Source organism: Nocardioides sp. CPCC 206347 (assembly GCF_048654605.1).
In the GTDB taxonomy this organism is placed as follows: Bacteria; Actinomycetota; Actinomycetes; order Propionibacteriales; family Nocardioidaceae; genus Nocardioides.
The window spans coordinates 574,607-599,012 of record NZ_JBMCYZ010000001.1 but is presented as its reverse complement, the minus strand read 5'-3'; the positions used below and the strand labels follow the sequence as shown (position 1 = coordinate 599,012).

At 69.7% G+C, this 24,406-nt stretch carries 25 protein-coding genes; 19 read left to right on the top strand and 6 right to left on the bottom strand.

Annotation, left to right across the window (positions count from 1 at the left end; genetic code table 11):
• Positions 1 to 22: 22 nt before the first annotated feature.
• The 11 genes from ACOACQ_RS02880 (at position 23) to ACOACQ_RS02830 (ending at position 11,293) form a co-directional block, all read left to right on the top strand.
• On the top strand, positions 23 to 913 hold the full coding sequence (locus ACOACQ_RS02880) for a metal-dependent hydrolase (protein WP_378602252.1): 891 nt from the start codon (positions 23 to 25) through the stop codon (positions 911 to 913).
• Positions 910 to 1,977 carry a PDR/VanB family oxidoreductase gene (locus tag ACOACQ_RS02875; RefSeq protein WP_420287576.1) on the top strand — a complete coding sequence of 356 codons (1,068 nt, stop codon included), beginning with the start codon at positions 910 to 912 and terminating at the stop codon, positions 1,975 to 1,977. Before ACOACQ_RS02880 ends, ACOACQ_RS02875 begins: the two co-directional genes overlap by 4 nt.
• Positions 1,978 to 1,997: 20 nt before the next feature.
• Positions 1,998 to 3,485 carry a flavin-containing monooxygenase gene (locus ACOACQ_RS02870; RefSeq protein WP_420287575.1) on the top strand — a complete coding sequence of 496 codons (1,488 nt, stop codon included), beginning with the start codon at positions 1,998 to 2,000 and terminating at the stop codon, positions 3,483 to 3,485.
• Entirely contained in the window at positions 3,482 to 4,336 is an 855-nt protein-coding gene (locus ACOACQ_RS02865; protein WP_378602261.1) for a short-chain dehydrogenase/reductase, read from the top strand. Before ACOACQ_RS02870 ends, ACOACQ_RS02865 begins: the two co-directional genes overlap by 4 nt.
• The gene (locus tag ACOACQ_RS02860) at positions 4,333 to 5,328 is read left to right on the top strand and encodes an alpha/beta hydrolase (protein ID WP_420287574.1); all 996 of its coding nucleotides are present in this window, start codon (positions 4,333 to 4,335) and stop codon (positions 5,326 to 5,328) included. The genes ACOACQ_RS02865 and ACOACQ_RS02860 overlap by 4 nt, the downstream gene beginning before the upstream one ends.
• Positions 5,325 to 5,810 carry an SRPBCC family protein gene (locus ACOACQ_RS02855; protein WP_378596784.1) on the top strand — a complete coding sequence of 162 codons (486 nt, stop codon included), beginning with the start codon at positions 5,325 to 5,327 and terminating at the stop codon, positions 5,808 to 5,810. The genes ACOACQ_RS02860 and ACOACQ_RS02855 overlap by 4 nt, the downstream gene beginning before the upstream one ends.
• Positions 5,811 to 5,829: 19 nt before the next feature.
• The gene (locus ACOACQ_RS02850) at positions 5,830 to 6,855 is read left to right on the top strand and encodes an AraC family transcriptional regulator (RefSeq protein ID WP_420287573.1); all 1,026 of its coding nucleotides are present in this window, start codon (positions 5,830 to 5,832) and stop codon (positions 6,853 to 6,855) included.
• Positions 6,856 to 6,893: 38 nt separating this feature from the next.
• Positions 6,894 to 8,036, top strand: coding sequence for a hypothetical protein (locus tag ACOACQ_RS02845; RefSeq protein WP_420287572.1), 1,143 nt, complete (start codon positions 6,894 to 6,896; stop codon positions 8,034 to 8,036).
• Positions 8,033 to 8,866 (top strand): SDR family oxidoreductase, encoded by an 834-nt coding sequence (locus ACOACQ_RS02840; protein ID WP_420287571.1) that lies wholly within the window; start codon positions 8,033 to 8,035, stop codon positions 8,864 to 8,866. The genes ACOACQ_RS02845 and ACOACQ_RS02840 overlap by 4 nt, the downstream gene beginning before the upstream one ends.
• Positions 8,863 to 9,825, top strand: a complete 963-nt coding sequence (locus ACOACQ_RS02835; RefSeq protein ID WP_420287570.1) for an NAD-dependent epimerase/dehydratase family protein — start codon at positions 8,863 to 8,865, stop codon at positions 9,823 to 9,825. The genes ACOACQ_RS02840 and ACOACQ_RS02835 overlap by 4 nt, the downstream gene beginning before the upstream one ends.
• Before the next feature lie 166 nt (positions 9,826 to 9,991).
• Positions 9,992 to 11,293 (top strand): HNH endonuclease signature motif containing protein, encoded by a 1,302-nt coding sequence (locus ACOACQ_RS02830; RefSeq protein ID WP_420287864.1) that lies wholly within the window; start codon positions 9,992 to 9,994, stop codon positions 11,291 to 11,293.
• A gap of 22 nt (positions 11,294 to 11,315) precedes the next feature.
• On the opposite strand, the gene ACOACQ_RS02825 is transcribed toward ACOACQ_RS02830, so the two are convergent.
• The 3 genes from ACOACQ_RS02825 to ACOACQ_RS02815 form a co-directional block, all read right to left on the bottom strand.
• Positions 11,316 to 11,654, bottom strand: coding sequence for a hypothetical protein (locus ACOACQ_RS02825; RefSeq protein ID WP_420287569.1), 339 nt, complete (start codon positions 11,652 to 11,654; stop codon positions 11,316 to 11,318).
• Between the two features lie 714 nt (positions 11,655 to 12,368).
• Positions 12,369 to 12,908: a DinB family protein gene (locus tag ACOACQ_RS02820; protein WP_420287568.1), complete on the bottom strand. Its 540-nt coding sequence runs from the start codon at positions 12,906 to 12,908 to the stop codon at positions 12,369 to 12,371.
• A gap of 35 nt (positions 12,909 to 12,943) precedes the next feature.
• A complete protein-coding gene (locus ACOACQ_RS02815; RefSeq protein ID WP_420287567.1) occupies positions 12,944 to 13,519 on the bottom strand; it encodes a TetR/AcrR family transcriptional regulator in 576 nt (191 codons plus the stop codon).
• Positions 13,520 to 13,558: 39 nt separating this feature from the next.
• Between ACOACQ_RS02815 and ACOACQ_RS02810 the strand changes: the two genes are divergently transcribed.
• The 6 genes from ACOACQ_RS02810 to ACOACQ_RS02785 are packed head-to-tail and all read left to right on the top strand — an operon-like array spanning position 13,559 to position 19,417.
• The gene (locus ACOACQ_RS02810) at positions 13,559 to 14,818 is read left to right on the top strand and encodes an acyl-CoA dehydrogenase family protein (RefSeq protein WP_420287566.1); all 1,260 of its coding nucleotides are present in this window, start codon (positions 13,559 to 13,561) and stop codon (positions 14,816 to 14,818) included.
• Entirely contained in the window at positions 14,815 to 16,146 is a 1,332-nt protein-coding gene (locus ACOACQ_RS02805; RefSeq protein ID WP_420287565.1) for a hypothetical protein, read from the top strand. Before ACOACQ_RS02810 ends, ACOACQ_RS02805 begins: the two co-directional genes overlap by 4 nt.
• A complete protein-coding gene (locus tag ACOACQ_RS02800) occupies positions 16,143 to 16,928 on the top strand; it encodes an SDR family NAD(P)-dependent oxidoreductase (protein WP_420287564.1) in 786 nt (261 codons plus the stop codon). Before ACOACQ_RS02805 ends, ACOACQ_RS02800 begins: the two co-directional genes overlap by 4 nt.
• Positions 16,925 to 17,674 carry an SDR family oxidoreductase gene (locus tag ACOACQ_RS02795; RefSeq protein WP_420287563.1) on the top strand — a complete coding sequence of 250 codons (750 nt, stop codon included), beginning with the start codon at positions 16,925 to 16,927 and terminating at the stop codon, positions 17,672 to 17,674. Before ACOACQ_RS02800 ends, ACOACQ_RS02795 begins: the two co-directional genes overlap by 4 nt.
• 7 nt (positions 17,675 to 17,681) lie before the next feature.
• Positions 17,682 to 18,728, top strand: coding sequence for a phosphotransferase family protein (locus tag ACOACQ_RS02790; protein ID WP_378602795.1), 1,047 nt, complete (start codon positions 17,682 to 17,684; stop codon positions 18,726 to 18,728).
• Entirely contained in the window at positions 18,728 to 19,417 is a 690-nt protein-coding gene (locus ACOACQ_RS02785; protein ID WP_420287562.1) for a histidine phosphatase family protein, read from the top strand. The genes ACOACQ_RS02790 and ACOACQ_RS02785 overlap by 1 nt, the downstream gene beginning before the upstream one ends.
• Here the strand turns inward: ACOACQ_RS02785 and ACOACQ_RS02780 are convergent.
• Entirely contained in the window at positions 19,414 to 20,211 is a 798-nt protein-coding gene (locus ACOACQ_RS02780; protein WP_378602801.1) for a hypothetical protein, read from the bottom strand. The genes ACOACQ_RS02785 and ACOACQ_RS02780 overlap by 4 nt on opposite strands.
• Positions 20,212 to 20,289: 78 nt before the next feature.
• On the opposite strand from ACOACQ_RS02780, the gene ACOACQ_RS02775 reads away from it, so the two are divergent.
• Positions 20,290 to 21,579 (top strand): serine hydrolase domain-containing protein, encoded by a 1,290-nt coding sequence (locus ACOACQ_RS02775; protein ID WP_420287561.1) that lies wholly within the window; start codon positions 20,290 to 20,292, stop codon positions 21,577 to 21,579.
• Here the strand turns inward: ACOACQ_RS02775 and ACOACQ_RS02770 are convergent.
• Positions 21,504 to 22,223: a lysoplasmalogenase gene (locus ACOACQ_RS02770; protein ID WP_378602807.1), complete on the bottom strand. Its 720-nt coding sequence runs from the start codon at positions 22,221 to 22,223 to the stop codon at positions 21,504 to 21,506. The two genes, ACOACQ_RS02775 and ACOACQ_RS02770, sit on opposite strands and share 76 nt — an antisense overlap.
• A gap of 9 nt (positions 22,224 to 22,232) precedes the next feature.
• Positions 22,233 to 23,387 carry a PucR family transcriptional regulator gene (locus tag ACOACQ_RS02765; RefSeq protein WP_420287560.1) on the bottom strand — a complete coding sequence of 385 codons (1,155 nt, stop codon included), beginning with the start codon at positions 23,385 to 23,387 and terminating at the stop codon, positions 22,233 to 22,235.
• Positions 23,388 to 23,469: 82 nt separating this feature from the next.
• Here ACOACQ_RS02765 and ACOACQ_RS02760 point away from each other — a divergent pair, with 82 nt between their 5' ends.
• Positions 23,470 to 24,396 carry a proline dehydrogenase family protein gene (locus ACOACQ_RS02760; RefSeq protein ID WP_420287559.1) on the top strand — a complete coding sequence of 309 codons (927 nt, stop codon included), beginning with the start codon at positions 23,470 to 23,472 and terminating at the stop codon, positions 24,394 to 24,396.
• Positions 24,397 to 24,406 lie beyond the last annotated feature (10 nt).

The window sequence follows — 24,406 nt, the reverse complement described above, 5'->3', positions numbered from 1 at the left end:
CGTCGATCCTGGAGGCAAGACCATGGCAAGGCAATCGAGCAGGAAGCCGCCCCGCGCGTACCGGAGCGAAGCGCTGGCGATCAACGCCCGCGACGTGTCCTTCGACTGGACCGGCGTGCCGACCGAGTACATCCCCGGCCACCCCTACGCCACGCACTTCTGGAACGTCATGCACCTGGTGCTGCCCGAGGGTGAGCGCGCCATGGCCGACGTCCTGGGCCGCGCGCTGCCGCTGATCGACGACCCCCGCCTGACCGAGGAGCTCCAGGGCTTCATCGGCCAGGAGGAGACGCACGCCAGCTCGCACGAGTCCTTCCGGATCCACCTGGAGGAGAACGGCGTCGACATCCCGAAGATCATGAAGCTGATGGAGTTCCTGATGGACCAGGTCTTCGGGGACCACGGCCTGACGGGCCGGGCCGGCGAGGCCTGGTTCCACGAGCGGCTCGGCCTCTACGCCGCCGCGGAGCACTTCACCGCGACCATCGGCGAGTGGCTGCTCGACAACGAGGAGTTCGACAGGCTCGGCGTCGACCCGACGATGCTCGACCTGCTGCGCTGGCACGGAGCGGAGGAGATGGAGCACCGCAACGTCGCCTACGACGTCTACCAGTACGTCGACGGCAGCTACGCCCGTCGCGTCCGCACCGCGTTCCTCGCCTCCGGCGGCCTGCTGGCGCTGTGGCTCTACACGTCGAGCTGGCTGTACGCCAACGATCCGACGGTCACCAGGCACCGCTGGACCTGGCCGGTCGAGTTCGTGAAGGACACCCGCAAGGGCCTGATGCCCGGCATCCAGTTCATCGTCAAGGAGATCCCGCAGTACCTCCGACCTGGTTTCCACCCCTCGCAGATGGGCCCGATCGACAAGGCTGTCCGCTATCTCGCGGTGTCCCCGGCGGCGCGAGCATGAGCACCGCCGCGCCGTCACTGAAGCTGCGCGCGCTGGCCAGGGGAGCGCAGGCGTACTCGACTGTGTTCGCGGCCAGCGCCGCGGCGCCGTACCTCTCGCGCTCCGCCCCGGTACGGATGACCGGTTTCGACATGGACCTGGTCGTTGCCTCCGTCACGACCGTTGTCGAGGACGTCATCAGCTTCGAGCTGCGCAACCCCGACGGCTCGGACCTGCCCGCCTGGGTGCCCGGCGCCCACCTCGACGTCTTCCTGCCTTCGGGCGCGCAGCGGCAGTACTCCCTGTGCGGTGACCCTGCGGACCTCGGCAGCTACCGGATCGCCGTACGACGGATCGACAAGGACAAGGGCGGTGGTGGCGGTTCGCTCGCCCTGCACGACGAGGTCGCCCAGGGCGACACGATCACGGTGCGCGGACCACGCAACGCGTTCACGTTCATCGATGCCGAGTCGTACCTCTTCATCGCCGGTGGCATCGGCATCACGCCGATCCTGCCGATGGTGCGTGAGGCCTCGCGCCGCGGCAAGGACTGGAAGCTGGTCTACGTCGGCCGTTCGCTCGCCACGATGCCCTTCGTCGACGAGCTGCAGGCGTTCGAGGGCGGCCAGCTCGTACTGCGTCCCGACGACGAGTACGGCGTCCCGGACGTCGCCGAGCTGCTGGGCCACGCCGGGCAGGGGGCCGCGATCTACGTCTGCGGTCCTCCGCAGCTGATCGACGCCGCGCGCGTCCTCCAACCGACGCTCAACCCGACCGGCTCGCTGCACAGCGAGCGGTTCTCCGCCCCTGCCGTCGTGGGCGGCCGCGCGTTCGACGTCCACCTGTCCCGCACGGGCGTGACCGTGAAGGTGGCGCCTGACGAGTCCGCCCTGGCCGCCATCCGTCGCGAGGTACCGGGCGTGCGCTACTCCTGCCAGCAGGGGTTCTGCGGCAGCTGCAAGCACGCCGTCCTCGAGGGCGCGGTCGAGCACCGCGACCACAAGCTGCGGGCCGAGGAGCGTGCGGACTCGATGTTGATCTGTGTCTCGCGCGCCGCCGGCGACAGCCTGACCCTGGATCTCTGATGCGAAGGAAGCGAGACGTCGTGGCACTCCCACACGTGAGGGTCGCGATCATCGGCGCCGGCTTCGGCGGCCTCGGTACGGCGATCCGCCTCAAGCAGACCGGCATCGACGACTTCGTCGTGCTCGAGCGCGCGGACGAGGTGGGCGGCACCTGGCAGGTCAACGACTACCCGGGCGCGCAGTGCGACGTGCCGTCGCTGATCTACTCGTTCTCGTTCGCGCCGAACCCGGACTGGAGCCGGCTCTACCCGTTGCAGGAGGAGCTGAAGACCTACCTGCACCAGTGCGCGGAGGACTTCGGGGTCCTGCCGCACATCCGTTTCGGCACCGAGGTGACCGACGCGTCCTGGGACGACACGGAGCAGTTGTGGCGCATCACGACGAGCGACGGTGACCTGACGGCCACCGTCGTGGTCGGCGCGATCGGCCCGTTCAGTGCGCCGTCGACGCCGGACCTCCCGGGTCTGGACACGTTCGAGGGCACGGTCTTCCACTCGCAGGGCTGGGACCACGACCACGACCTGACCGGTGAGCGCGTCGGCGTCATCGGTACGGGCGCCTCCGCGGTGCAGTTCATCCCGCGGGTCCAGCGCGTGGCCGGTCACCTGACCGTCTTCCAGCGCACGCCCACGTGGATCCTGCCGCACCCCGACCGGAAGGTCGGCGCGGCCACCCGCGCGCTCTACCGGCGCGTCCCCGGCGCCCAGGCAGCCGCCCGCAAGGCGTGGGAGCTGTCCTTCGAGGCACTCGTGCCCGGCTTCATCAGCGAGCCCAGGCTGCAGAAGCCGCTCGAACTGATGGCCCGCGGGCTGCTCAGGAAGCAGGTCAGGGATCCCGAGCTGCGCGCTCGTCTCACGCCGTCGTACGCCGTGGGCTGCAAGCGCCCGACGTTCTCCAACAAGTACTACCCGGCGCTCACGGCCGACAACGCGACCGTGGTCTCCGACGGCATCGTGGAGGTGACCCCGCGCGGCATCGTCACGGCGGACGGCGTGGAGCACGAGCTCGACACGATCATCTTCGGCACCGGCTTCAAGATGACCGACCACCCGGGTTTCGACGTCGTGCACGGCCGCGACGGTTCGAGCATCGGGGACGTGTGGCGGGCAGGGGAGATGGCGGCCTACCTCGGCACCTCGCTCCACAACTTCCCGAACTTCTTCATGATCCTGGGGCCCAACTCGGGCGTCTACACGTCGGCGGTGATCACGATCGAGAACCAGGTCCACTACATCGTCGAGGCGTTGCGCCAGATGGAGGAGCGCGACCTCGCGACCCTCGAGGTCACCGCCGAAGCGCAGCAGGACTTCTTCGAGTGGGCCAACGAAGGGTTGGCGAAGTCGGTGTTCATCACCGGCGGCTGCCACAGCTACTACCTCAGCCCGACCGGCAGGAACTTCACCCACTTCCCGGGCTTCTCGGCCACGTTCAAGAGCCGCACCAGCACGGTCGACCTCGACCACTACGCCGTCCGCCGATCCGCCGGAGCCAGGGAGATGTCCGCATGAGCACGTCGTACGACGTCCGCGACAAGGTCGTCCTGATCACCGGCGCCGGGCAGGGGATCGGCCTGGCCCTCGCGCGCCGGCTCCACAACCAGGGCGCACACGTCGCGCTGGTGGACGTCAATGAGCAGGGCCTCAAGGCTGCCGCGAAGGCGCTCGGCGACACCCGGGTGTTCACGGCCACCGCCGACGTCACGGACCGGGCCGCCATGGCCGAGGTGGTGGCGCGGGTCATCGACCACCACGGCCGCCTCGACGTCGTCGTCGCGAACGCCGGGGTCACCCCGCCGCCGGCGACGATCCGGACGATGGACCTCGCCGACTACGACCGCGTGGTCGCGATCAACCAGACGGGCGTGCTCAACACCGTGCAGCCGGCACTCGATGCCGTCATCGCCGTGAGGGGACACGTGGTCGTCGTGGCCTCGTGCGCCGCGTTCTCGCCGGGCATCGGGGGAGTCGCCTACATGTCGAGCAAGGCCGCGGCGGAGCAGATCGGCCGCGCCCTCAAGCTGGAGCTGGCACCGCACGGCGCCAGCGCCGGCGTGGCCTACTTCGGCTTCGTGGACACCCCGCTGGCCACCGCGACCCTCGACGACGACCCGCTGGGCCGCAAGCTCGACGAACTGCTCGGCTGGCCACTGAACCATCGCATCTCGGCAGACGACGCGGCCGACTCGATCGCGCGCGGCATCGCCCAGCGCTCTGGTACGACGATCGCGCCGGTGCGCTGGCTGCCGTACTCGCTCTTCCGTGGCGTGCTCAACGCCGGCGCGGACCGCGTCCTGGCCCGCGACAAGCGGGTGCACGAGATGATCCGGGACCTCGAGTCCCGTGCGGAGTCCGGTCAGTGATCGTCGGCGTTCTCAAGCTGCTCGGGCCCAGCCTGACCAGTCGGGTCGTCGCGACCGGCGGCCGTGTCGTCGTACGCCCGCAGGTCGAGCGGCTCCGCCCCCACGGCACCCAGTTGCACTACCTCCGCGGGCTGGTCGGCTTGGGCGGCATGCTCGCGGGATGGCCCACCACGGCTCGCGTCCAGCCGGTCACGACGCCGGCGTTCTCGGGTGAGTGGGTCAGGGCCCGCAACTTCGCCGACCAGTTCGGCGGGGTGATCCTCTACTTCCACGGTGGCGGCTATGTCGCGTCCTCTCCGCGCGCCTACCGCTGCGTCACGGAACCGCTCGCCGCGCTCAGTGGACTCCCGGTCCTCGCGGTGCGCTACCGCCGGGCCCCCGAGCATCCGTTCCCGGCGGCGCTCGACGACGCCCTGGCGGCGTACGAATGGCTGATCGAGCAGGGCCACGCGCCCGAGCAGATCGCGGTTGCCGGTGATTCTGCGGGCGGTCACCTGGCAGTCGGCCTGCTGACGACGCTGGCCCAGGCGGGTCGGCCGATGCCGGCGGCATGCGCGTTGTTCTCGCCGCTGCTCGACCCTGCGCTCACCGAAGCGGTGCACCGCGACGCGCTCAACCCCGACCCGGTGCTCACGCCGACGTTCGCGGCGCGCTGCGCGGAGGCGTTCTACCCGGGCGGCAACTTCCGCGACCCGCGCCTCTCGCCGCTGACCGCGAACCTCATCCTGCTGAGCACGTTCCCGCCGATCCACACACACGTGGGCGGCACCGAGTGCTTCGCCGGTGACGCCGAGCGGCTGCACGAACGGCTCGACCGCGCGGGTGTCGAGAACAAGCTGATCGTGTCGCGCGGACAGGTGCATTCGTACGTCACGCTGTACCGCGCCGTACCCGAGGCGCGACGAGCGCTGCGTCGAGCCGCTACCTTCATGCGGGCGTGCATCGACGACGACGCCCCGTTCCCTGCTTCGAACCTGAGGATGAGCTCATGACCTGGTACCCGCTTGCTCCCGCCGATGACGAGTTCCTGCGCACCGCGCCGGCGCGCACCGTGAAGGTGCTCGACGTGCCCGTTCCGGTCGAGACCCTGTGGGCCGCACTGACCGCTGACGACGCCGTGGTGTCGTGGGGGCCCGGCGCGACCAAGGTCCGCTGGATCGGTGAACGCCCCTTCGGTGTCGGCACCGTGCGTGAGCTCACCATCGCCGGTGCGGTCACTGTGCACGAGCAGTTCTACCGATGGGACGAGGGCAAGCGGAAGTCGTTCTTCATTGCCGAGTCGACCCGCCCCGGCATCAAGCGGATGGCAGAGGACTACCTCGTCGAGTCGACGCCGACCGGTTCGCGTCTGACGTGGACGGTCGCCGTCGAGGTCGCGAAGCTCGCCGGTCCGACCGGACCGCTCGTCACGCCCGGGCTGTCGCTGGCCATCGGCACGATGGTGAAGGGCCTGAAGAAGAAGCTCACCGCCTGATCCACCTAGGGTGAGGGCCGTGGGAGACCTGGTCCGGTCCGCGGCGCTGAGCGGCTTCACCGAGGTCGTCGCCGAGGCCGGCGGCGACCCGGCGGCCATGCTGCGCCGGTTCGGGATCGACCCCGCGGCGCTGCTGGACGACGCTTCGCTGATCCCGCACGACGGTGTCGTGCAGGTGTTGGAGCACGCCGCCGAATCCACCGGATTGCCTGACCTGGGCCTGCGCGTCGGTGAGCGCCAGGACGAGGGCATGCTCGGCCTGCTGTCCGTGGTGATGCAGCACTCGGCGACCGTGGGGGAGGCGCTCGACGCGGCCGGCCGCTTCATGTTCGTGCACAGCCCGGCGGTCAGCGTGACGGCCCATCCGGAGCCCGATCCGTCGGCGATCGCCCTGGTGTACGCGACGACCTCGCCGCCGCCGGTGCGGCAGTTGAACGAGATGGTGCTGCACTTCGCGAACCGCGTCGTGCGGCGGTACACCGCGGGCGCCTTCGCGCTGATCGCCGTGGACCTGCCGCACGCCCCGATCAATCCCCTCGCCCGCTACGAGGAGTGCTTCGGTGTGCCGGTCAGGTTCGAACGCGATCGTGCGGCGCTGGTGTTCCCGGCCGACATGCTGGCGATGTCGTTGCCCGACGCCAACCCGCACGTGCGGCAGATGGGGCTCGACTACCTGTCCGCCCGCTTCGGCGACGGCGGGCAGGACGTGCGGTCGCAGGTGCGGGGTTACCTCGAACGGATCCTCGGCAACGGCTCCACCGACGTCGCCTCGGTCGGCGAGGCGCTCGGGCTGCACGGGCGCACACTGCAGCGCAGGTTGGCGGCCGCCGGGACGACGTACGGCGACGTGCTGGACGGAGTACGGCGCGATGCTGCGCTGCGCCACCTCGCCCACTCGGACCTGCCGCTCGCGCAGGTCGCGGCGGCGTTGGGCCTGGCCGACCAGTCGACGCTGACGCGGTACGTCGTGCGGTGGTTCGGCAAGCCGCCGTCGCGGCTGCGGCGCGAAGGTGTGTCGCGATCGGTCAAGAAAGCGTCGCGGTAGCCCAAGACGGCGCCGCACTCAGGTGTCAGGATCGGGGCATGAGCACTGATGCCACGACGAACACCGCCGACGCGTTGGCCGCGATCGGCGCGCGCACCATCCCCGAGTTCGAGGGCGTCCATGACGTCTGGCCGCGCGGTGACCGGCTGCGGGCCGTCCGCGCCGCGGCCGAGGCGTACAAGCCGCGGTTCAAGGCCCAGGGGCAGGTGAAGGCGGTGCAGTCCGTCGACATCGCCGCGGCGCCGTACCCGGTCGGCTTTGCCTTCCACAACGCCGTCAGCATCCCGACACTGCCGTTGATCGCGATGATCAACCGGATGATCGTCGTGCAGTACGACGACTGGGACGGCAAGGCGCGCACCCTGGTGTTCGAGCCGACGATGCCGGAGGGCTCGGCCGAGGCGCCGTTCTATGCCCAGCTCAATGCGCTGGTGGACAAGATCCCCGGCGGTCAGAAGTTCGCGTCGGTCGCGATGTTGAAGTACTACGCCGAGCCGCTGGACGCGCTGGAGAAGCTCGGCCTGTCGCCCGACGACATCGACTTCTGCACGTTCGACCACCTGCACGTGCAGGACCCGCGGATGATCATGGGCTCCACGTCGCTGGTGCCCGGTGAGACCGAGCCGCGCAAGCCGTTGTTCGGCAACGCGAAGATGCTGGTGCACGACCGCGAGCTCGCGACGCTCGAGTCGCTGCACCCGATGCAGTGGGCGTGGTACGTCGAGGACGGGCTCGACGGCGTCGACCCCGACGCATTCGTGAGGTTCAGCGGCGACATCGAGCTCGGCCCGGGGCTCACGCTGCTGTGGACGCCCGGCCACACCGACGGCAACCACTCCCTGTGCATCAACACCCCCGACGGCGTGTGGGTCTCCTCGGAGAACGGCATCTCGATCGACAACTGGCAGCCGGAGCTGTCGAAGATCCCCGGCGTGAGGAAGTACCACGAGCACTACGGGCGCGAGATCTGCCCGAACGCCAACACCCTCGAGGACGCGCAGGACCAGTACGACTCCATGGTCAAGGAGAAGACGATGGCGGACGCCTGCAAGGACGACCCGCGCTTCCTGCAGATCCTGCCGTCGACCGAGCTCGCGGACTGGAAGCGGTTCTGGCCGGTGCGCCCGACGAAGTTCCAGGGCGGCATCTCGTACGGCACGATCACGCGGCCCGGTTCGTGACGGTGCGTGCGGCGGGGGACCGTCGGGGCGCGGTCGTCACCGGCGCCGGTCGCGGCCTGGGCAAGGAGATCGCCCGGCACCTGGTGGCCGAGGGGTACGCCGTGCTGGTCACGGACGTGGACCTCGCGCTGGCTCAGGCTGCTGCGGTGGAGCTGGGTTGTGAGGCCGCTGCGCTCGACGTGCGGGACGGTGCTCAGGTGGAGGCAGTTGCTTCCGGTGTCGTCGCCTCGGCTGGACGGTTGGACGTGTGGGTCAACAACGCGGGCGTGCTCGTCACCGGCCCCGCGTGGGAGCAGGACGAGGCCACCCGCCGGCTGATGGTCGAGGTCAACACGCTGGGCGTCATGAACGGGACCGTCGCCGCGATCCTGGCGATGAAGGACAACGGTGGCGGCCACATCGTCAACATCGTGTCCCTGGCCGGCCTGGTCGCCGTACCGGGTGAGGGTGTCTACTCCGGGTCCAAGCACGGCGCGATCGGCTTCAGCCTCTCGACCCAGTGCGACCTGAACCTCGCGGGCCACCAGGACATCAACATCTCCTGCGTGTGCCCCGACGGCATCTGGACTCCGATGCTGCACGACAAGCTCGACGACCCGGAGGCGGCGCTGTCCTTCTCGGGCAAGCTGCTCAAGCCGTCCGAGGTCGTCGACGCCGTGGCTGCCGTGCTGCGGAAGCCGCGGCAGGTCACGGCGGTTCCCCGGTGGCGGGGTGTCCAGGTGCGGTTGTTCGACGCGATTCCTGATCTGAGCCTCAAGGCACTGCCGGTTGCCGTCGGCATGGGCAAGCGGCAACAGGCGAAGTTCCGCAAGAACGGTGTGCCCGAGTGACGGTCTTCATCACCGGCGGGCGTGGGTTCATCGCCCGCGCGCTGGCCGATCACCTGCGTGGACAGCGGATTCACACCTCGGGCGTGGACCTCGTCGCCGATCCTGCGTACGACGTCGTGGCGGGTTCCACGTCGTCGGGGGACGGGTGGCAGGAGCATGTTGCCGGGGCCGAGGTCGTGGTGCACACGGCCGCCCTGGTGACGAACACCGCGACGCACGACGAGGCGTGGCAGGTGAACGTACTGGGCACGCGACGCGCGCTGGACGCCGCGATCGCCGGCGGGGCGCGGCGGTTCGTGCACGTGTCGTCGGTCCGCGCCTTCGGCGACCTCGGCTGGCCGGACCAGGTCACCGAGGACCACCCGGTCCGCAATGACGGCGGCTCCTATGTCGACTCGAAGATCGCCAGCGAACAGGTCGTCCTGCAGGCGCACGCCGCCGGCCAGATCGAGGTGGTCGTGGTGCGCCCGGGCGACGTGTACGGCCCCGGCTCACGGCCCTGGACGATCCAGCCGGTGGGGTTGATCCGTAGCGGTGCCTTCGTGCTGCCGGCGATGGGTCGCGGGATCTTCAGTCCCGTGTACGTCGACGACCTGGTCGCCGGCCTGCAGCTGGCCGTGTCCCACCCCGCTGCTGCGGGGCAGGTCTTCACGATCGGCGGGGGAGTCGGGGTGACCTGCGCCGAGTTCTTCGGCCACTACCACCGGATGCTCGGCAAACGCGGCCCTCGGGTGCTGCCCACCCCTGTCGCCGTAGGCCTGGGGACAGTGGCTTCCCTGGGTGCGAGGGCGGTGGGTCGTCGTACGGAGGCGAGCGCGGAGACGATGCACTACTTCACCCGCACCGGCACGTACTCGATCGAGAAGGCGGGGCGCCTGCTCGGCTATGCGCCTGAGGTCGACCTGGATGAAGGCATGCGTCGGACCGAAGCGTGGCTGCGCGAGCGCGCTCTCATCTAGTGCGCGATGCTCCGGTGGTTGAGGTGCGAGGCGCTCCAGCGCCGAGCCTCGAAACCCGGTGGCTGTGGAGAACTCGGGCCGATCTGGGTGAAGTGTCGGAGGGCTCTGGTCCAATACTCGTATGGCAATCGGGTGCGAGGGCGACGGGCAGGATCCGTTGGTGGAGATGTCCGCCGGCGAGGTCCTGGCGTTCGTCGAGGCCGAGCACGCGGCCCGGGTGGAGGCGGAGCGGAACATCCTGAAGGCCGCCTGTCAGTGGGCGGTCCTGCATTCGCCTGACCGGTTGCCGGCCTCGGACAGGCGGGGTCGGGAGCGGGCCAGGCCTGCGGGTGGTGTGGGGACGCCGTTGATCACCGAGTACGCCGCTGCGGCGTTCGGTGCCCGGATCCAGACCAGTCCTTATGGTGCGAAGAAGTTGATCGCGGACGCGGTCGACATCAAGCTGCGGCTGCCACGGATCCAGGCCGGGGTCGACGAAGGCCTGGTCCGGACGGGTCATGCCCGTCATGTGGCGGAGGCGACCCGGGAGCTGTCGGAGTCGGAGGCGGGGTGGGTCGATGCCGAGGTCGCGGAGTCGTGTGACGGCAGGTTGGCGTGGACCCGGTTCCAGGCGTTGGTGGAGGGCAAGGTCGCCGCCGCAGCCCCCGAGTTGGCGCGGTTGAAGGAAGAGGCCGCGGCCCGGGAGGTGTTCGCCCGGATGTCGCGGGTCAACAAGCACGGCATGGCCACCTACACGGTCCACGGTGATGCGATGACCATCGCTGGCATCAATGCTGCAGCCAACGAGGTCGCCGACTCCGAGGACTTGAAGGAAGCGATGCCCGACGCGTCGGCCAACCAGCGCCGGGTCGCGGCTGTCGCGTTGTTGGTCAACCCCGCCGCGCACGTGGACCCGACGGTTGGGCCGGTGAAGGTGCGGGTGAAGGTCTACCTGCACCTCTACGGTGACTCACCGATCGCCCGGTTGGAGGGCCATGGCCCGGTCACGACCGACTGGGTCCGCCACCAGGTTTCGAGGCTCGCTGACGCTCGCACCTCAACCACCGGAGCGATCCGGGTGACGCCGGTGATCGACCTGAACAATCAGACCCCGGTCGACGCGTACGAGATCCCCGCCCGGATGAGGGAGGCGGTGCACCTGATCCACCCCGGTGACGTGTTCCCCTACGCGGCGAACACCAGTCGGCGGATGGATCTGGACCACGCCATCCCGTACTCCGAGGGCGGGCCCACCGCGGTGGGGAACCTCGGACCGTTGACCAGGACGCACCACCGGATCAAGACGCATGCGGGGTGGGAAGTGCGACAACCCTTCCCCGGGATCGTGATCTGGCGAGATCCCTACGGGGCCCACTACCTGGTCGATCAGACCGGAACAAGGAGAGTCACCGGCACCCCCGGCGACCAGACCCTCACGCCCGCAGAACTCCACTTCAGCCAGACACTCATCAACTACCTCGCCGCCTGACCGCGGGCGAAGGCCCGTCGGGTCAGCGGCGAACCTTGCGCGCGACCTTCTTCAGGGCGCCCGCGCCTGCGCCGACACCACGATGGATCACGCGATGCGGCTTGCGGTTCGCCAGATCGACGACCGAGTCGGCGATCCCCCAGGTGAGCTTGCCCTCGGACAGCTCGACCAAGGTCTCCAGCGGAAGACCAACGGTGAGGTCCTCCAGCTCCTGGCGCTCCTTCTCGGTGGCCACCGGAGGGAGCTGGCGCACGATCAACGCCTTGAACGCGCGCCCGGGAACGGTCGAGGCCAGCTCGAGGACGGTGGACTTGCGGCTGAAGGGCCGGACGATCGTCGGCTGGTTCGGGTCGTGAGGCATGGGGTCTCCTGTCAGGGCATGGACCGCGAAGCGGCACCGCGCAACGTACCGCGGATCTGCCCGCTCGGTGCGCTCACGAAGAAGTCGGAAGCGAGATTCCATGGCCCTCGAACTCGACCCGCGGATGAGTGGCTATTGGGTGCATCCACTGCCACTGGGTGACAGCAAACGCGTCGGGCCGGAGCGCCCCACCATGCCGCGAGAGCATGAGTGTCGGTTTCCCTCCTCAGATTCCGATGGGCTGCAACACTGACGAGGTGGGTCACGAACACTCTTGGGCAGAGCGGCAAGGCATCGCACTTGGTGGACTCGTGGCGTGCGTCGCGTTCGTCGTTGGAGGTGGTCTCGGCTACTGGTTGGCGGAGGCGATCGGAGTGAACGGGCTCGTCGGGTATGTCCCTGGCGTTGTTCTCGGGTACCTCGCGTCACGCCAACTGCTTCGGTGGATCCTCGCTCGCCAAGGCGTGTAGGAACGCATTGTGCTGCCGTCTCTTTGACGAGGCGGGATGGAGTCAGTGCGAGGTGAGAGGCTCGGTGACTGCTGCCCGGACGGCCTCGACGAACAGGGGATGCGCGCGGGTGACGACAAGAACGCCAGCGCCGGCCAGTCCGACGACCCACCCCAGTCGTCTGTTGCTCGACCAGCGGTCGTGCACCGCGTGGGTGAAGGGAAGCGTCACGCGGTAGCGGCGGGCCTGCCGTTGTGGGTGAGGGCTACTCCCCGGTCGCCCCGTCAACGGACTCGCGCAGCAGGTCGGCATGGCCGTTGTGGCGTGCGTACTCCTCGATCAGGTGACACACGATCCAGCGCAGCGAGATCCGATTCCCGTCCTCCTCCTCGGCGGACAGGGTGGCCAGTCCATCAGGACCGGCCAGCGCATCGGCGATGACCCGGTCTGAGACGGCGATCGACTCGTCGAACCAGGCGAACAACTGGTCCGGTGCAGCACCGTCAGCAGAGGTGAACGACCAGTTCCGATCATCCCGGTCCAGGTCGTCGAACCAGGAGGGCTTGGCGACGCCACCTGCGAAGAACTGGTTGAGCCATCCCGCCTCGATCACCGCCAGATGCTTCAGGAGGCCGCCGAGGGTCATCGTCGTCGGCGCCAGGGAGGTCGAGAGCTGGGTGGGGGTCAAGCCTGCGCACTTCCAGCGCAGTGTGTCCCGCTGGTAGTTCAGGAACCCCAGCAGCGTCGCTGCTTCGTCGGATGCAAAGGGCGGGTCGGTGCGGTCCTCGGCGCGGAAGGTCGTCACCCGTCCGAGGGTACCCACGGCGGCGCCACCCTCGCCTAGATCCCGAGCAACGCGTCCAGCGCCCTGCAGCAGTGCGCCACATCCACCTCGAGGGCCACCCGGTCAGCCGGGTCCGAACCGGACCAGAGCAGGGCGCGGTCCTCGACGTACGCCGTCCAGGCGTGCACCACGGGAGCCGCGTTCTCGTCCAGTCCGAATGCCGCGATCAGCCGTCGCGCGACGGTCATCCGGTGGGACTCCAGCCGGTTGCCGCCGACCGCGATCGTGCCGTTGCCGAAGACCAGGGCGACGTAGAACTCCCGGCGGCGCTCGATCTGTGCGTAGACGCGGGACACGAACTGCTCGCAGGCGAGTTCAGGGGAGACGCCCTCGTCGGGGGCGGTGTTGCGCATGACCCGGCGGAGTGCGGCGCCGATGACGGCGTCGTAGTAGTCGGTCTTGGTGGGGAAGTAGTGGAAGAGCAGGCCGCGGGAGATGCCGGCCTCGGCGGCCACGGCGTCGATGGAGAGGTCCTGGATCGGCTTCTCGACGAGCATGCTCAGGCCGATGCCGAGCAGCTGACGGCGTCGATCGTCGGGGGACAGGCGACGTCGGGTGTGATCTGCATCCACGCTATTGAGCATTGCTCAACAGTGTGACAAGGTCAAGCCATGGACTTCTCACCCAGCCCCCGCGCCCAGGAGCTCACCGAGCTGGCGCGTGAGTTCCTCGCGACCGAGGTCGAGCCCGTCGAAGCGGCGTACCACCACGAGATCGCGGAGATCCGCAACCGTGGTGGCGACCCGTGGGCACCGCTCCCGATCATCAAGGAGCTCCAGGCCAAGGCGCGCGCCCAAGGGCTCTGGAACCTCTTCCTGCCCGCCGGCCACGAGGGCCCGTACGCCGAGAAGTACGGCACCCACGGCGGCGCCGGCCTCAGCAACGTCGACTACGCCCCGATCGCCGAGCTGACCGGCCGGTCCTTCCTCGGGCCGCTGATCTTCAACTGCAACGCACCGGACACCGGCAACATGGAGGTGCTCCTCAAGTACGGCAACCAGGCGCAGAAGGACGAGTGGCTCGACCCGCTGCTCGACGGCCGGATCCGCAGCGCCTTCGCGATGACCGAGCCCGGCGTCGCGTCCTCGGACGCGACCAACATGGAGCTGACCGCAGTCGTTGACGGCGACGAGATCGTGATCAACGGCCGCAAGTGGTTCATCACCGGCGTCGGCAACCCCGACTGCAAGGTCCTCATCGTCATGGGCCTCACGGACCCGGACGCCGATCGCCACCACCGGCACTCGATGGTGCTCGTGCCGCGCGACGCCCCGGGCGTCAGCGTCGCCCGGATGCTCCCCACGATGGGCATCTACGACGAGCCGATCGGCCACGGTGAGGTCGTGTTCGAGAACGTCCGCGTCCCCGTCGCCAACTTCATCGCCGGTCCCGGCGAGGCGTTCGCGATCGCCCAGGGCCGCCTCGGCCCCGGCCGCGTCCACCACTGCATGCGCCTGATCGGCCTCGCGGAGAAGGCCCTCGAGCTGGCCTGCCAGCGCGGCACCGACCGGATCGCCTTCGGCAAGCCGCTGGTCAACCTCGGCGGCAACCGCGAGCGGATCGCCGAAGCCCGGATCGCCATCGACTCCACCCGCCTCCTGGTGCTCAACGCCGCGTGGAAGCTGGACGTCGGCGGCCCGATGAACGCGATCAGCGAGGTCAGCCAGATCAAGGTCGCCGCGCCGCGGATGGCCCAACAGATCATCGACTTCGCCATGCAGATCCACGGCGGCGGTGGCATGTCCAACGACTTCCCGCTGGCCGGCGCGTGGACCAACGCCCGCGCGCTGCGGCTCGCCGACGGCCCCGACGAGGTCCACCTCGGCATGGTGGCCCGCCTCGAGCTGGGCAAGTACGGCGTCACCCGGTGACCGCAGCGCGCGTGCTCGGGAGCGCGTTGCTGCTGACCGGTCTGGGGCTGAGCGGCTGCGCGGGCGAGGACCCGGTCCAGCTCGACGAGCTCGACTCCGCCCTCGGCGGGCTGGCCGTTGCGAACCACGACGTGCACTGCTTCACGCACGAGTTCAGCAAGCGCTGTGACGTCGACGTGGAGATCGAGGGCGACGCGACGAGCGAGGAGATCACCGCGGTCGCCGGCGCGCTGGAGGACTTCGCCGGCGAGTCGAAGGTGACGATCCAGGTGACCCTGGCCGACACCGGTGCTGACACCGACACCGGTGTCGACACCGTCATCGGGGGCCGCATCGGTCCCCGCACCCACGCCATCAGCGTCGGTGCGTCGATGGCGCTGGCGCGTGAGCTCGAGGTCGAGAGGTTCGACGGACAGTTCGGCAAGGACGCGACGATCACTGTGGTTCCGGGGGAGAAGGGTCGCCCGGAGACCGTCGCCGTACAACTGGCCGACGCCGGCAACGCCAGCGTGAACGCCGTCGTCGCGGACTGGCGTTACCTCGCCGAGCCCGGCGACGACCTGGCCGACGAGGCCGCCCTCCTCTCGGCGGCCCTCTCGCACGAGGTCGACGGTGCCACCCTCAGCGACGGCAAGGTGGCGATCCGCCTCGACGGCGATGCCGATCTCGCAGCAGCCGAGAAGGACCTGCGAGCTGACCCGGCGTACGCCCGGGTCGCCTCCGTCGAGATCGGGTACGACGTCAAGGCCGGACTCCCGCGCAACGACCGGGCCGATGCCCTCGAGGTCGTCGAGGAAGCCCTCGCCGACGAACCCGGCCTGCTCAGCGTCACGAACGGCGGACGCTTCGAGTTCGAGGCGGCCAGCCCGACCGACGGCCAGCGGCTGGACCGGTTGCTGCGCGAGCGCGCGGCCGACGTCTACCTCGAGGTCGGGTCTGCGTGGACCCTCGGGGACGTCGACGGCCGGCACATCTCGGTGATCCAGCCGCAGGGCGGCGGCAAGGACTGGACCCTCGCCATCGCGCTGTGGGCAGACCCGCAGTGGGCGGGTGCGAACGTCGTCGTCTCCGGTGACGAGTTCGCCCATGTCAACCTGTACCCGGTCAAGGACGCGGCGCCGTACGACCTCGGCCTGGCCATGGCCGCGATGGAGGTCGACCAGGTCGGGGCGCCCGTGACGCTCCGGCTGCCGACCGCCACGGGAAGCGCCGACCACGACGTGAACTTCACCGGCAGTTCCCTCTCCCTGGACGGGGACGTTCCGGTGCCGGATGCAACGCTGCAGGACCTGAACGCCGGTTGGAGCAAGGGAGTGGAGACCCGATGAGCAAGAAGCGTGTCCTGATCACCGGTGGGGCCTCGGGCCTCGGCGCGGCCATGGCCGCTGCCTTCCGGGCGCGCGGGGACGACGTCCTCGTGGCCGACCTGACCGAGGTCCCCGACGGCATCAGGCTCGACGTCACCTCCGACGACGACTGGGCCGCGGCCCTGGCCTGGGTGGAGGAGAACTGGGGCGGCCTCGACATCCTGGTCAACAACGCCGGCATCGCCACCGGCGGGCGGATCGACGTCGTGAGCCTCGACGAGTGGCGCAAGGTCATCGACATCAACCTGCTCGGCGTGGTCCGCGGCTGCCGCACCTTCACGCCCATGCTCAAGGCGCAGGGGAGCGGCCACATCCTCAACACGGCGTCCCTCGCCGGCCTCGTGCACCCGCCGGCCATGTCGTCGTACACGGCGGTCAAGGCGGGCGTCGTGGCGCTCAGCGAGACGCTGTCCTACGAGCTGCACCCGCACGGCATCGACGTCACCGCACTGTGCCCCGGCTTCATCAAGACGCCGCTGGCCCAGTCGCTGGCCGGCAGCGACGCTGCCATGGATGCCATCGCTGCACGCCTGATCAACAAGTCGCCGTACACCGCTGAACAGGTGGCGGCGGCGGTCCTCAAGGGCCTCGACAGGAAGGCGATGGTGATCCTCCCGGACCCGGCGGCCCGCAAGGCCGTCTGGACCAAGCGTTTCGCCCGACCGTTGTACGACCGCGAGCAGCGCAAGTTCGGCGCCCGCATCAAATCCATCACCGAAGGCCAGTCAGGAGCAGGGGCATGAGCAAGGGAACGATCGTCATCACGGGTGCCAGTTCGGGACTCGGCGAGGAAATGGCCCGTCAGTTCGCCGATCTGGGCTACGACCTGGGCCTGTGTGCGCGTCGTACGGAACGACTCGAGGCACTTGCCGCCGAGATCTCCGCGACCCACCCGGACGCGCGCGTGGTCCTCAAGGCGCTCGACGTGAACGACGACGACGCGGTCTTCCGGGTCTTCCACGAGTTCGCCGCGGAGTTCGGCACCGTCGACCGCGTCGTCATCAACGCCGGCCTGGGCAAGGGCGCGCCGCTCGGCACCGGGCGCTACCAGGCGAACCGCCAGACCGCGATGACCAACTTCGTCGCCGCGCTCGCGCAGACCGAGGCGGCCATGGAGATCTTCCGTGCCCAGAAGAGCGGCCACCTCGTGATGATCTCGTCGATCTCCGCGATCCGCGGCATGCGCAAGACGATCACGACGTACGCCGCCACCAAGGCCGGTGTCGCGGCACTGGCCGAGGGACTGCAGAACGAGAACGTCCCCGGCGTCGACGTGTCGATCATCTATCCCGGCTACATCCGCTCGGAGATGAACGCGAAGGTCGAGCAGAAGACGAAGTTCATGGTCGACACGAAGACCGGCGTGCGTGCCATGGTGGACGCGATCGAGAAGCGCAAGGCCAAGGCGTACGTCCCCGCCTGGCCGTGGGTGCCGCTGGGCCACGCCATGAAGCACCTGCCCCTGTCCGTCGTACGAAAGCTGGTGTGAGCGCGCAGTGAGTGAAGAGATCGGCGCGGCCAGTGCGGTCCGCGAGGAGGACGCCTTCGACGTCGCGGCCGTGGCCGCCTGGCTGGGGCGCGACATCCGCGAGGTGCGGCAGTTCTCGGGCGGTGCGTCGAACCTGACGTACCTGCTGAAGACCGACGACAAGGACCTGATCCTGCGCCGTCCACCCGCCGGCACCAAGGCCAAGAGCGCGCACGACATGGGCCGCGAGTACCGGATCCAGTCCGCCCTCGCGCCGGTCTTCCCGTACGTCGCCCCGATGGTCGCCTTCTGCGAGGACGACTCGGTGATCGGGTCGGAGTTCTACGTCATGGAGCGCGTGGCCGGCCACATCCCGCGCAAGGAGCTGGGCCTCGACCTGACGCCCGAGCAGGTGCGCGCTCTGTGCACCAACGTGCTCGACCTGCTCGTCGACCTGCACGCGGTGGACCCCGAAGCAGCGGGTCTGACCACGCTCGGCAAGGGCGAGGGGTACGTCGCCCGCCAGGTCGGTGGCTGGATCGGCCGCTTCGGCAAGGCGAAGACGTGGAACGTGCCGTCGTACAAGAAGGTCATGAAGTGGCTGGACCAGAACCAGCCCGCTGATCGCGCGACCTGCCTGATCCACAACGACTTCCGGTTCGACAACGTCGTGCTCGACGAGGCCGACCCGACCAGGCCGATCGCCTTGCTGGACTGGGAGATGGCGACCCTCGGCGACCCGTTGATGGACCTGGGTGCCGTCACGTCCTACTGGGTGCAGGCCGACGACTCGAAGCTGTTCCGCCAATTCCGCCGCCAGCCGACGCACCTGCCCGGGATGCTGACCCGCAAGGAGGTCGTCGACTACTACCTGGCGAAGTCCGGGTTCGAGCTCACCGACAAGGAGTGGGCGTTCTACGAGGTCTTCGGGATGTTCCGGCTCGCCGTGATCCTGCAGCAGATCTACTACCGCTACCACCACAAGCAGACGAGCAACCCGGCGTTCAAGAGCTTCTGGATCGCCTCGCACGTCCTGCACCGCCGCTGCCTCACGATCATCAAGCAGGTCGGCTGATGCGGATCGGCTACCTCGTCCGGCACGGGCAGGCGTCCTTCGGCAAGAAGGACTACGACGCCCTGTCCGACCTCGGCCACCTGCAGTCGCGGGTGCTCGGGCGAGAGCTCGCCTACCGCGAGATCCGCCCCGACCTGATCATCCGCGGCGAGCTCCGCCGGCACCGCGAGACGGCCGAGGGCATCATCGAGGGACTCGAGCTCGACGTCCCGGTCGAGGTCGATCCGGGCTGGGACGAGTTCGACTTCCAGCACGTGGTCGAGGTGTTCAAGCCGCTCTACCGTTCGCGCACGCTGATGGTGGCCGACCTGGCGCGCACCCGCCACCCCAAGGCCGCGTTCCAGGCCGTCTTCGAGGACGCCACCGCCCGCTGGATCGGCGGCGGCTTCGACGGTGAGTACGCCGAGTCCTTCCCCGCCTTCACCAGCCGGGTCGAGGGCGCGTTGGGGCGGATGGCCGAGCGTGGCCCCGACAAGGGGACCGTGCTCGTGGTCAGCTCCGGTGGCCCGATCGGCCTGGCGGCGTCGCTGATGCTGGCCGGCGACGCGTCACTGTGGGGGTCGCTGAACCGGGTCGCGGTGAACACGGGGGTCACCAAGGTGATCAACGGGCGCAGCGGGCTGAACCTGTCGTCGTACAACAGCCACACCCACGTCGAGCACGACCGGGAACTGCTGACCTACCGCTAGCTGGCGTCCTCGGCGGGCGCGTCCTCGGCGGGCGCGTCCGTCGGCCCGTCGCCCGGGTCGTCGAAGCCGCAGATCCGGGACTCGTAGGCGATCTCCTTGGTCAAGCGGCTCTTGCCCGCTTCGTGCGCCTCGGCGACGGTGCCCGAGTAGATCTTGTTGTCCTTGGACTCACGCTGGAGGTCGGAGACCTCGGGGCACAGGTGGAAGACCTTGCCGGCCTCGGTCCAGTAGACGAGGTTGTCGCCGACGATGTCCTCGACCTGGTTGGTCTCCTCGGTGTACTGCTCGACCGACGGGGAGTCCCAGTCGACGCCGACCGCGGCGGCGGCGATCATCACGATCGCGCCGAGCCCACCGGCCAGGGCCTTCTGCTTGGGGCTCATGTCCTTGTTCATCAGGATCAGCACGATGAGCGGCAGGAACGCGATCACGGTGATGATCGCGCCGAGCTGGTTCTGCACGAAGAAACGGACGGTGTCGGCCTTCGACGCCGGGTCGAGGCGGTTCGCCTTCTTCCAGAGCAGCGATCCGCCGACGGCGAGCAGGCCGATGACGACGATCAGTCCGATCAGGAGCCCCATCTTCACGGGGTCCTGGCGCAGCAGGCCGAAGATGCCGTATCCCTCGGCGCCGATGGCCAACGCCCACAGGCCGCCGGCGACAAGGCGGAGCTTCGTGGCCTTGCCCTTCGCCTCCGGTGTGGGCGTCCAGGTGGGGCCGGCGTCGGCCCTGCCCGTGGTGGCGCCGCCCGTGTCCCTGGCATCGCTTTCGACGCGGACAACCTTCTTGGCCATGACATGTCCCCCGAGATCAGTTGGTGCTGGAAGCCCCAACCCTAGGGGCAATCAGCTCTCCGCCACTACGGTGAGCCCATGCGCCGTTCCGTGCTCCTCCATGACGTGGCCCGGGTCCCTGACCCCCTGCGGCGCGCCCGGATCCCTCGCCCGCTCTCGTCGGTGACGACGATCGGCGACGAGGCCGATCCCGCCTCGGTCGACATGACGGTCGAGGGGATCGAGACGATCTGGGACGGCGTCCGTGGCCTCTATCGCAGCGGCATCCACCCGGCGATCAGCCTGTGCGTACGCCGACGCGGGGTCGTCGTACTCAACCGGGCCATCGGGCACGCGCGCGGCAACGGACCGCTCGACGGGCCGGACGCCGAGAAGGAGCTGGCCACCCCGGAGACGCCGTTCTGCATCTTCTCCGCGGCCAAGGCCGTGACGGCGACCCTGATCCACCGCCTCGACGAGGAGGGCCTGCTCCACATCGCCGACCCGGTGGCGGAGTACCTCCCGGAGTTCGCCCGGCACGGCAAGGAAGGGATCACCATCGCGCACGTGCTGTCGCACCGTGCGGGGATTCCGGCGATGCCGAAGGGCGCGCTGGACATGGACCGGATCGATGACTGGGAGTACCACCGCGAGCTCATGTACGACTCCAGGGCCGTGATGCGGCCGGGGCGGCGGCAGGCGTACCACGCGGTGTCCGGTGGTGCCGTGCTCGGCGAGGTCGTCCGCGAGGTGACCGGGCAGAGCATCCGGGAGGTGCTGGCCGACCGGATCCTCGACCCGCTGGGCTTCCGCTGGACCAACTACGGCGTCGCCTCCGAGGACGTGGCGAAGGTGGGGCTGGCGTACCCGACCGGCCCGCCGCCGGTGCCGCCGGTGTCGACCTTCCTGACCCGCGCGCTGGGTGGTGTCGCGCCCGACGAGGCGACCCGGATCTCCAACGATCCCCGCTACCTGACCGGGATCCTGCCCGCCGCCAACGTCGTGAGCACGGCCGAAGAGCTCAGCCGGTTCTTCGAGATGTTGCGCTGTGGTGGCGAGCTGGACGGCGTCCGGGTGCTCGAGGAACGCACCATCCGCCGCGCCCTGCTCCCGCAGTCACGGCTGGAGGTCGACCTCAGCCTGGCCCTGCCGATCCCGTTCAGCTACGGCTTCATGCTGGGCACGCCCAAGGTCGGGCTGTTCGGCGACGCACCCGGCGCCTTCGGACACCTCGGCTACATCAACATCCTCGGCTGGGCCGACCCCGCGCGCGAGCTGTCGGTCGGGCTGATCACCTCCGGCAAGGCGGCGATCTATCCGGAAGTGACGCGGTGGCTCGACGTGCCGCGGCGGATCGGGAAGGCCGCGCCCTCGGCGATCAGGAACTGACCGGCGGTGTAGGTCGCCATCACGACCGACTCGAGCCGGTCGGGCGGGTTGGGGATGAGGAAGGTGCGTGCGCCGAGGATCGAGTCGGACGCCATGAACGTCGCGGCGCCGACAGCGGTCAGCACGCGCGCCCTGCGGGGGAGCGACGCGTCGAGGTGGTTGGCGTGCGCCACCATCGCGGCGAGGGTGGCGGAGTAGCCGAGCATCGTGGCGCCCAGCGCCTTGTCCTTGCGGTACGCCGCGAACGCCACGCCGGGCGCGGTGACCGCCCAGATGCCCGCGACACCGAGCGCGACCTTGTTGTCCTTCATCGCGCTGCCCCTGCTGTTGCGCAGGAAGCCCGCGATGTAGGCGAGATGGCCCACCCCGAACGACGTCGCGCCCGCGCCGAACGCCTTGTCGCTGTGCCCCAGCAGCAGCACGTCCCCGCCCCAGCCGGCCGCCTGTGCAGCGAGCGTGGTCGCGCGGAGCGGCGATCCGGCGGCCTTCTCGTTCGTCGCCAGTGATGCGCCGAGGACCGGCATGAGCAGGGGCTTGGTGACGTAGCGCGCCTTGTGCGCCGACGGCCGGCTCGAGCCGGCGAGCCAGGTGTCGGTGGCGGCAAGGGCCGCGAAGGCCAGCTTCAGCTTCGTTGAGGTGCGCACCTGCGCAATCTAGGGCCTCCGCGCTCCCAGATAGGGAGCAAGGTGGAGCGCGAGGTGCAACCGGAGCCGGTCCTGGCCGCGCGAGAGGTCCGATCCGGTGGCCTTCTCGACCTGGGCGAGCCGGTGGTAGACGGTCTGCCGGTGCACGGACAGTCGGGCCGCCGTACGCCCGGCACTGCCGGCCTCGTCGAGCCAGATCCGCACCGTTTCGAGTACGTCGACCGCGGCGTCTGCCAGGAAGGACTGCATCTGCTGGTCGATGACCGCCGCGGACAGGTCGTCGTCACGGGCGACGCCGAGCAGGGCGAGCGGGCCGAGGTCCTGCCACGCGACGACCTCTCCGGGTGCGCGGTTCCGGGCGACGCGCAGCGCGACCTCGGCGCCGCGGTAGGCGCGGGCCAGTTCGTCGATCCCTTCGACGGTGGGGCCGACGGCGACGCGGGTGGCCCGGTCGAGGGCGTCGACGCGGCGACCGAGGCCGATCGCGGTGAGGAGCCCGCCGATGTCGGTGGCGGCGGCCAGGAGGCTGGCGCGGACCACGGCTCCCGCGACGGCAGGTCCGGAGCGCACCCAGACCACGCCCGCGCGACTGGGGCGGCTGGCGATCTGATCGAGCAGGTCGGGACGTTCGACCAGCACACAGGTGAGCGGCTCGCGCAGGTCGAGACTGCCGGCGTGGGCGAAGTCGACGGCCGAGGCGCGCGCGGCGACGTGCCCGCCCTCCACGAGCTCACGGAAGAGCGCGTCGCGGTGGCCCTGGCGGCGTTCGGCGACGTTGAGTAGGCCGGCTGCGGCCTCGGCGATCCGCATCGCCTCGGGCCACGTGGACTCGTCGATGCGCTGGTCCGGGTCGATCAGCCAGAAGTACCCGTGGACCCGGCCGAGGTGGCGGGCCGGGACGCAGAGGCGGGCCACGATGCCGAGGTCCGGATCGGCGGGGGTGCGGAGCGGGCCGGGGGAGTCGGCGATGCCCTGCGCCTGGAACCAGGCGCGCACCTCGGTGCTGGAGCGCCGCTCCAGGATGGAGCGTTGCCGGATCACGTCGACGACGTCGTCGTTGCGGTGGTCGGAGAAGCCGATGAGCCGGAAGTCGGGGTCCTCGAGCGTGCAGGGCGCGTCGACGAGGCGGGCCAGGTCCTCGATCAGGTCGTCCAGCGTTGACATTGGACAAATGTCGCACATTCTTGGTCAATCGGTGTGACGGATGTCCGTTCCGTGTGACCCGCGCCGCTCCTAGCGTGGAGCCATGCTGAGCCAGACCCTGAACCGCGCCTCCCGCAGCGCCCGCGCCCGCCGCGCGGTCGAGTCGATCCCCGTGACCCGCAACGTCGTCGACCGGTTCGTCGCCGGCGAGACCACCGCCGACGCCGTCCACGCGGCGCAGCGACTGGTGGCGGCCGGTCGCGCGATCACCATCGACGTCCTCGGCGAGGACGTGACCGACATCGCCGGTGCCCGGGCGACGCGCGACGGCTACCTCGCGCTGCTCTCGGCCCTCGACTCGGCCGGTTCCTCGACGGGCGCGGACGTCTCGCTCAAGCTCTCCGCGCTCGGCCAGGCGCTGCCGTCGGGTGCCTCGATCGCCACGGACCACGCCCACGAGATCTGCGTCGCGGCCGCCGCCGTCGGCGCCACGGTCACCCTCGACATGGAGGACCACACCACCACCGAGGCGACCCTGCTGGCCGGTGTCGAGCTGCGCAAGGAGTTCGGCTGGGTGGGCAACGTGCTGCAGTCCAACCTGCTGCGCACGCCGGCCGACATCACCGCGCTCGCCGGCTCCGCCGCCCGGATCCGCCTGGTCAAGGGCGCCTACCGCGAGCCCGCCACCGTCGCGCTCCCGCGCAAGGCCGACGTGGACCGCGCCTACGGCCGCGCCATCGACGCGCTGATGATCTCCGACTGCTACCCGATGATCGCCACCCACGACGAGTCGATGCTGACCCGCGCCGCCTTCCAGGCGAACATCGCCGGCCGCGACGCCGACCAGTGGGAGACCCAGATGCTGTACGGCGTCCGGACCGACCTGCAGCAGGAGACCGTGGACGCCGATCTGCAGATGCGGGTCTATCTCCCGTTCGGCACCGACTGGTATGGCTATTTCATGCGCCGCCTCGCCGAACGCCCGGCCAACGTCGCCTTCTTCATCCGCGCGCTCACCCACCGCTCCTGATCCGGGACCA

Bases quoted from the DNA above. Each gene is read 5' to 3' on its own strand.
- ACOACQ_RS02880 (WP_378602252.1), top strand. From the start codon at position 23: ATGGCAAGGCAATCGAGCAGGAAGCCGCCCCGCGCGTACCGGAGCGAA.
- ACOACQ_RS02875 (WP_420287576.1), top strand. From the start codon at position 910: ATGAGCACCGCCGCGCCGTCACTGAAGCTGCGCGCGCTGGCCAGGGGA.
- ACOACQ_RS02865 (WP_378602261.1), top strand. From the start codon at position 3,482: ATGAGCACGTCGTACGACGTCCGCGACAAGGTCGTCCTGATCACCGGC.
- ACOACQ_RS02855 (WP_378596784.1), top strand. From the start codon at position 5,325: ATGACCTGGTACCCGCTTGCTCCCGCCGATGACGAGTTCCTGCGCACC.
- ACOACQ_RS02845 (WP_420287572.1), top strand. From the start codon at position 6,894: ATGAGCACTGATGCCACGACGAACACCGCCGACGCGTTGGCCGCGATC.
- ACOACQ_RS02830 (WP_420287864.1), top strand. From the start codon at position 9,992: ATGTCCGCCGGCGAGGTCCTGGCGTTCGTCGAGGCCGAGCACGCGGCC.
- ACOACQ_RS02825 (WP_420287569.1), bottom strand. From the start codon at position 11,654: ATGCCTCACGACCCGAACCAGCCGACGATCGTCCGGCCCTTCAGCCGC.
- ACOACQ_RS02810 (WP_420287566.1), top strand. From the start codon at position 13,559: ATGGACTTCTCACCCAGCCCCCGCGCCCAGGAGCTCACCGAGCTGGCG.
- ACOACQ_RS02800 (WP_420287564.1), top strand. From the start codon at position 16,143: ATGAGCAAGAAGCGTGTCCTGATCACCGGTGGGGCCTCGGGCCTCGGC.
- ACOACQ_RS02795 (WP_420287563.1), top strand. From the start codon at position 16,925: ATGAGCAAGGGAACGATCGTCATCACGGGTGCCAGTTCGGGACTCGGC.
- ACOACQ_RS02785 (WP_420287562.1), top strand. From the start codon at position 18,728: ATGCGGATCGGCTACCTCGTCCGGCACGGGCAGGCGTCCTTCGGCAAG.
- ACOACQ_RS02780 (WP_378602801.1), bottom strand. From the start codon at position 20,211: ATGGCCAAGAAGGTTGTCCGCGTCGAAAGCGATGCCAGGGACACGGGC.
- ACOACQ_RS02775 (WP_420287561.1), top strand. From the start codon at position 20,290: ATGCGCCGTTCCGTGCTCCTCCATGACGTGGCCCGGGTCCCTGACCCC.
- ACOACQ_RS02765 (WP_420287560.1), bottom strand. From the start codon at position 23,387: ATGTCAACGCTGGACGACCTGATCGAGGACCTGGCCCGCCTCGTCGAC.
- ACOACQ_RS02760 (WP_420287559.1), top strand. From the start codon at position 23,470: ATGCTGAGCCAGACCCTGAACCGCGCCTCCCGCAGCGCCCGCGCCCGC.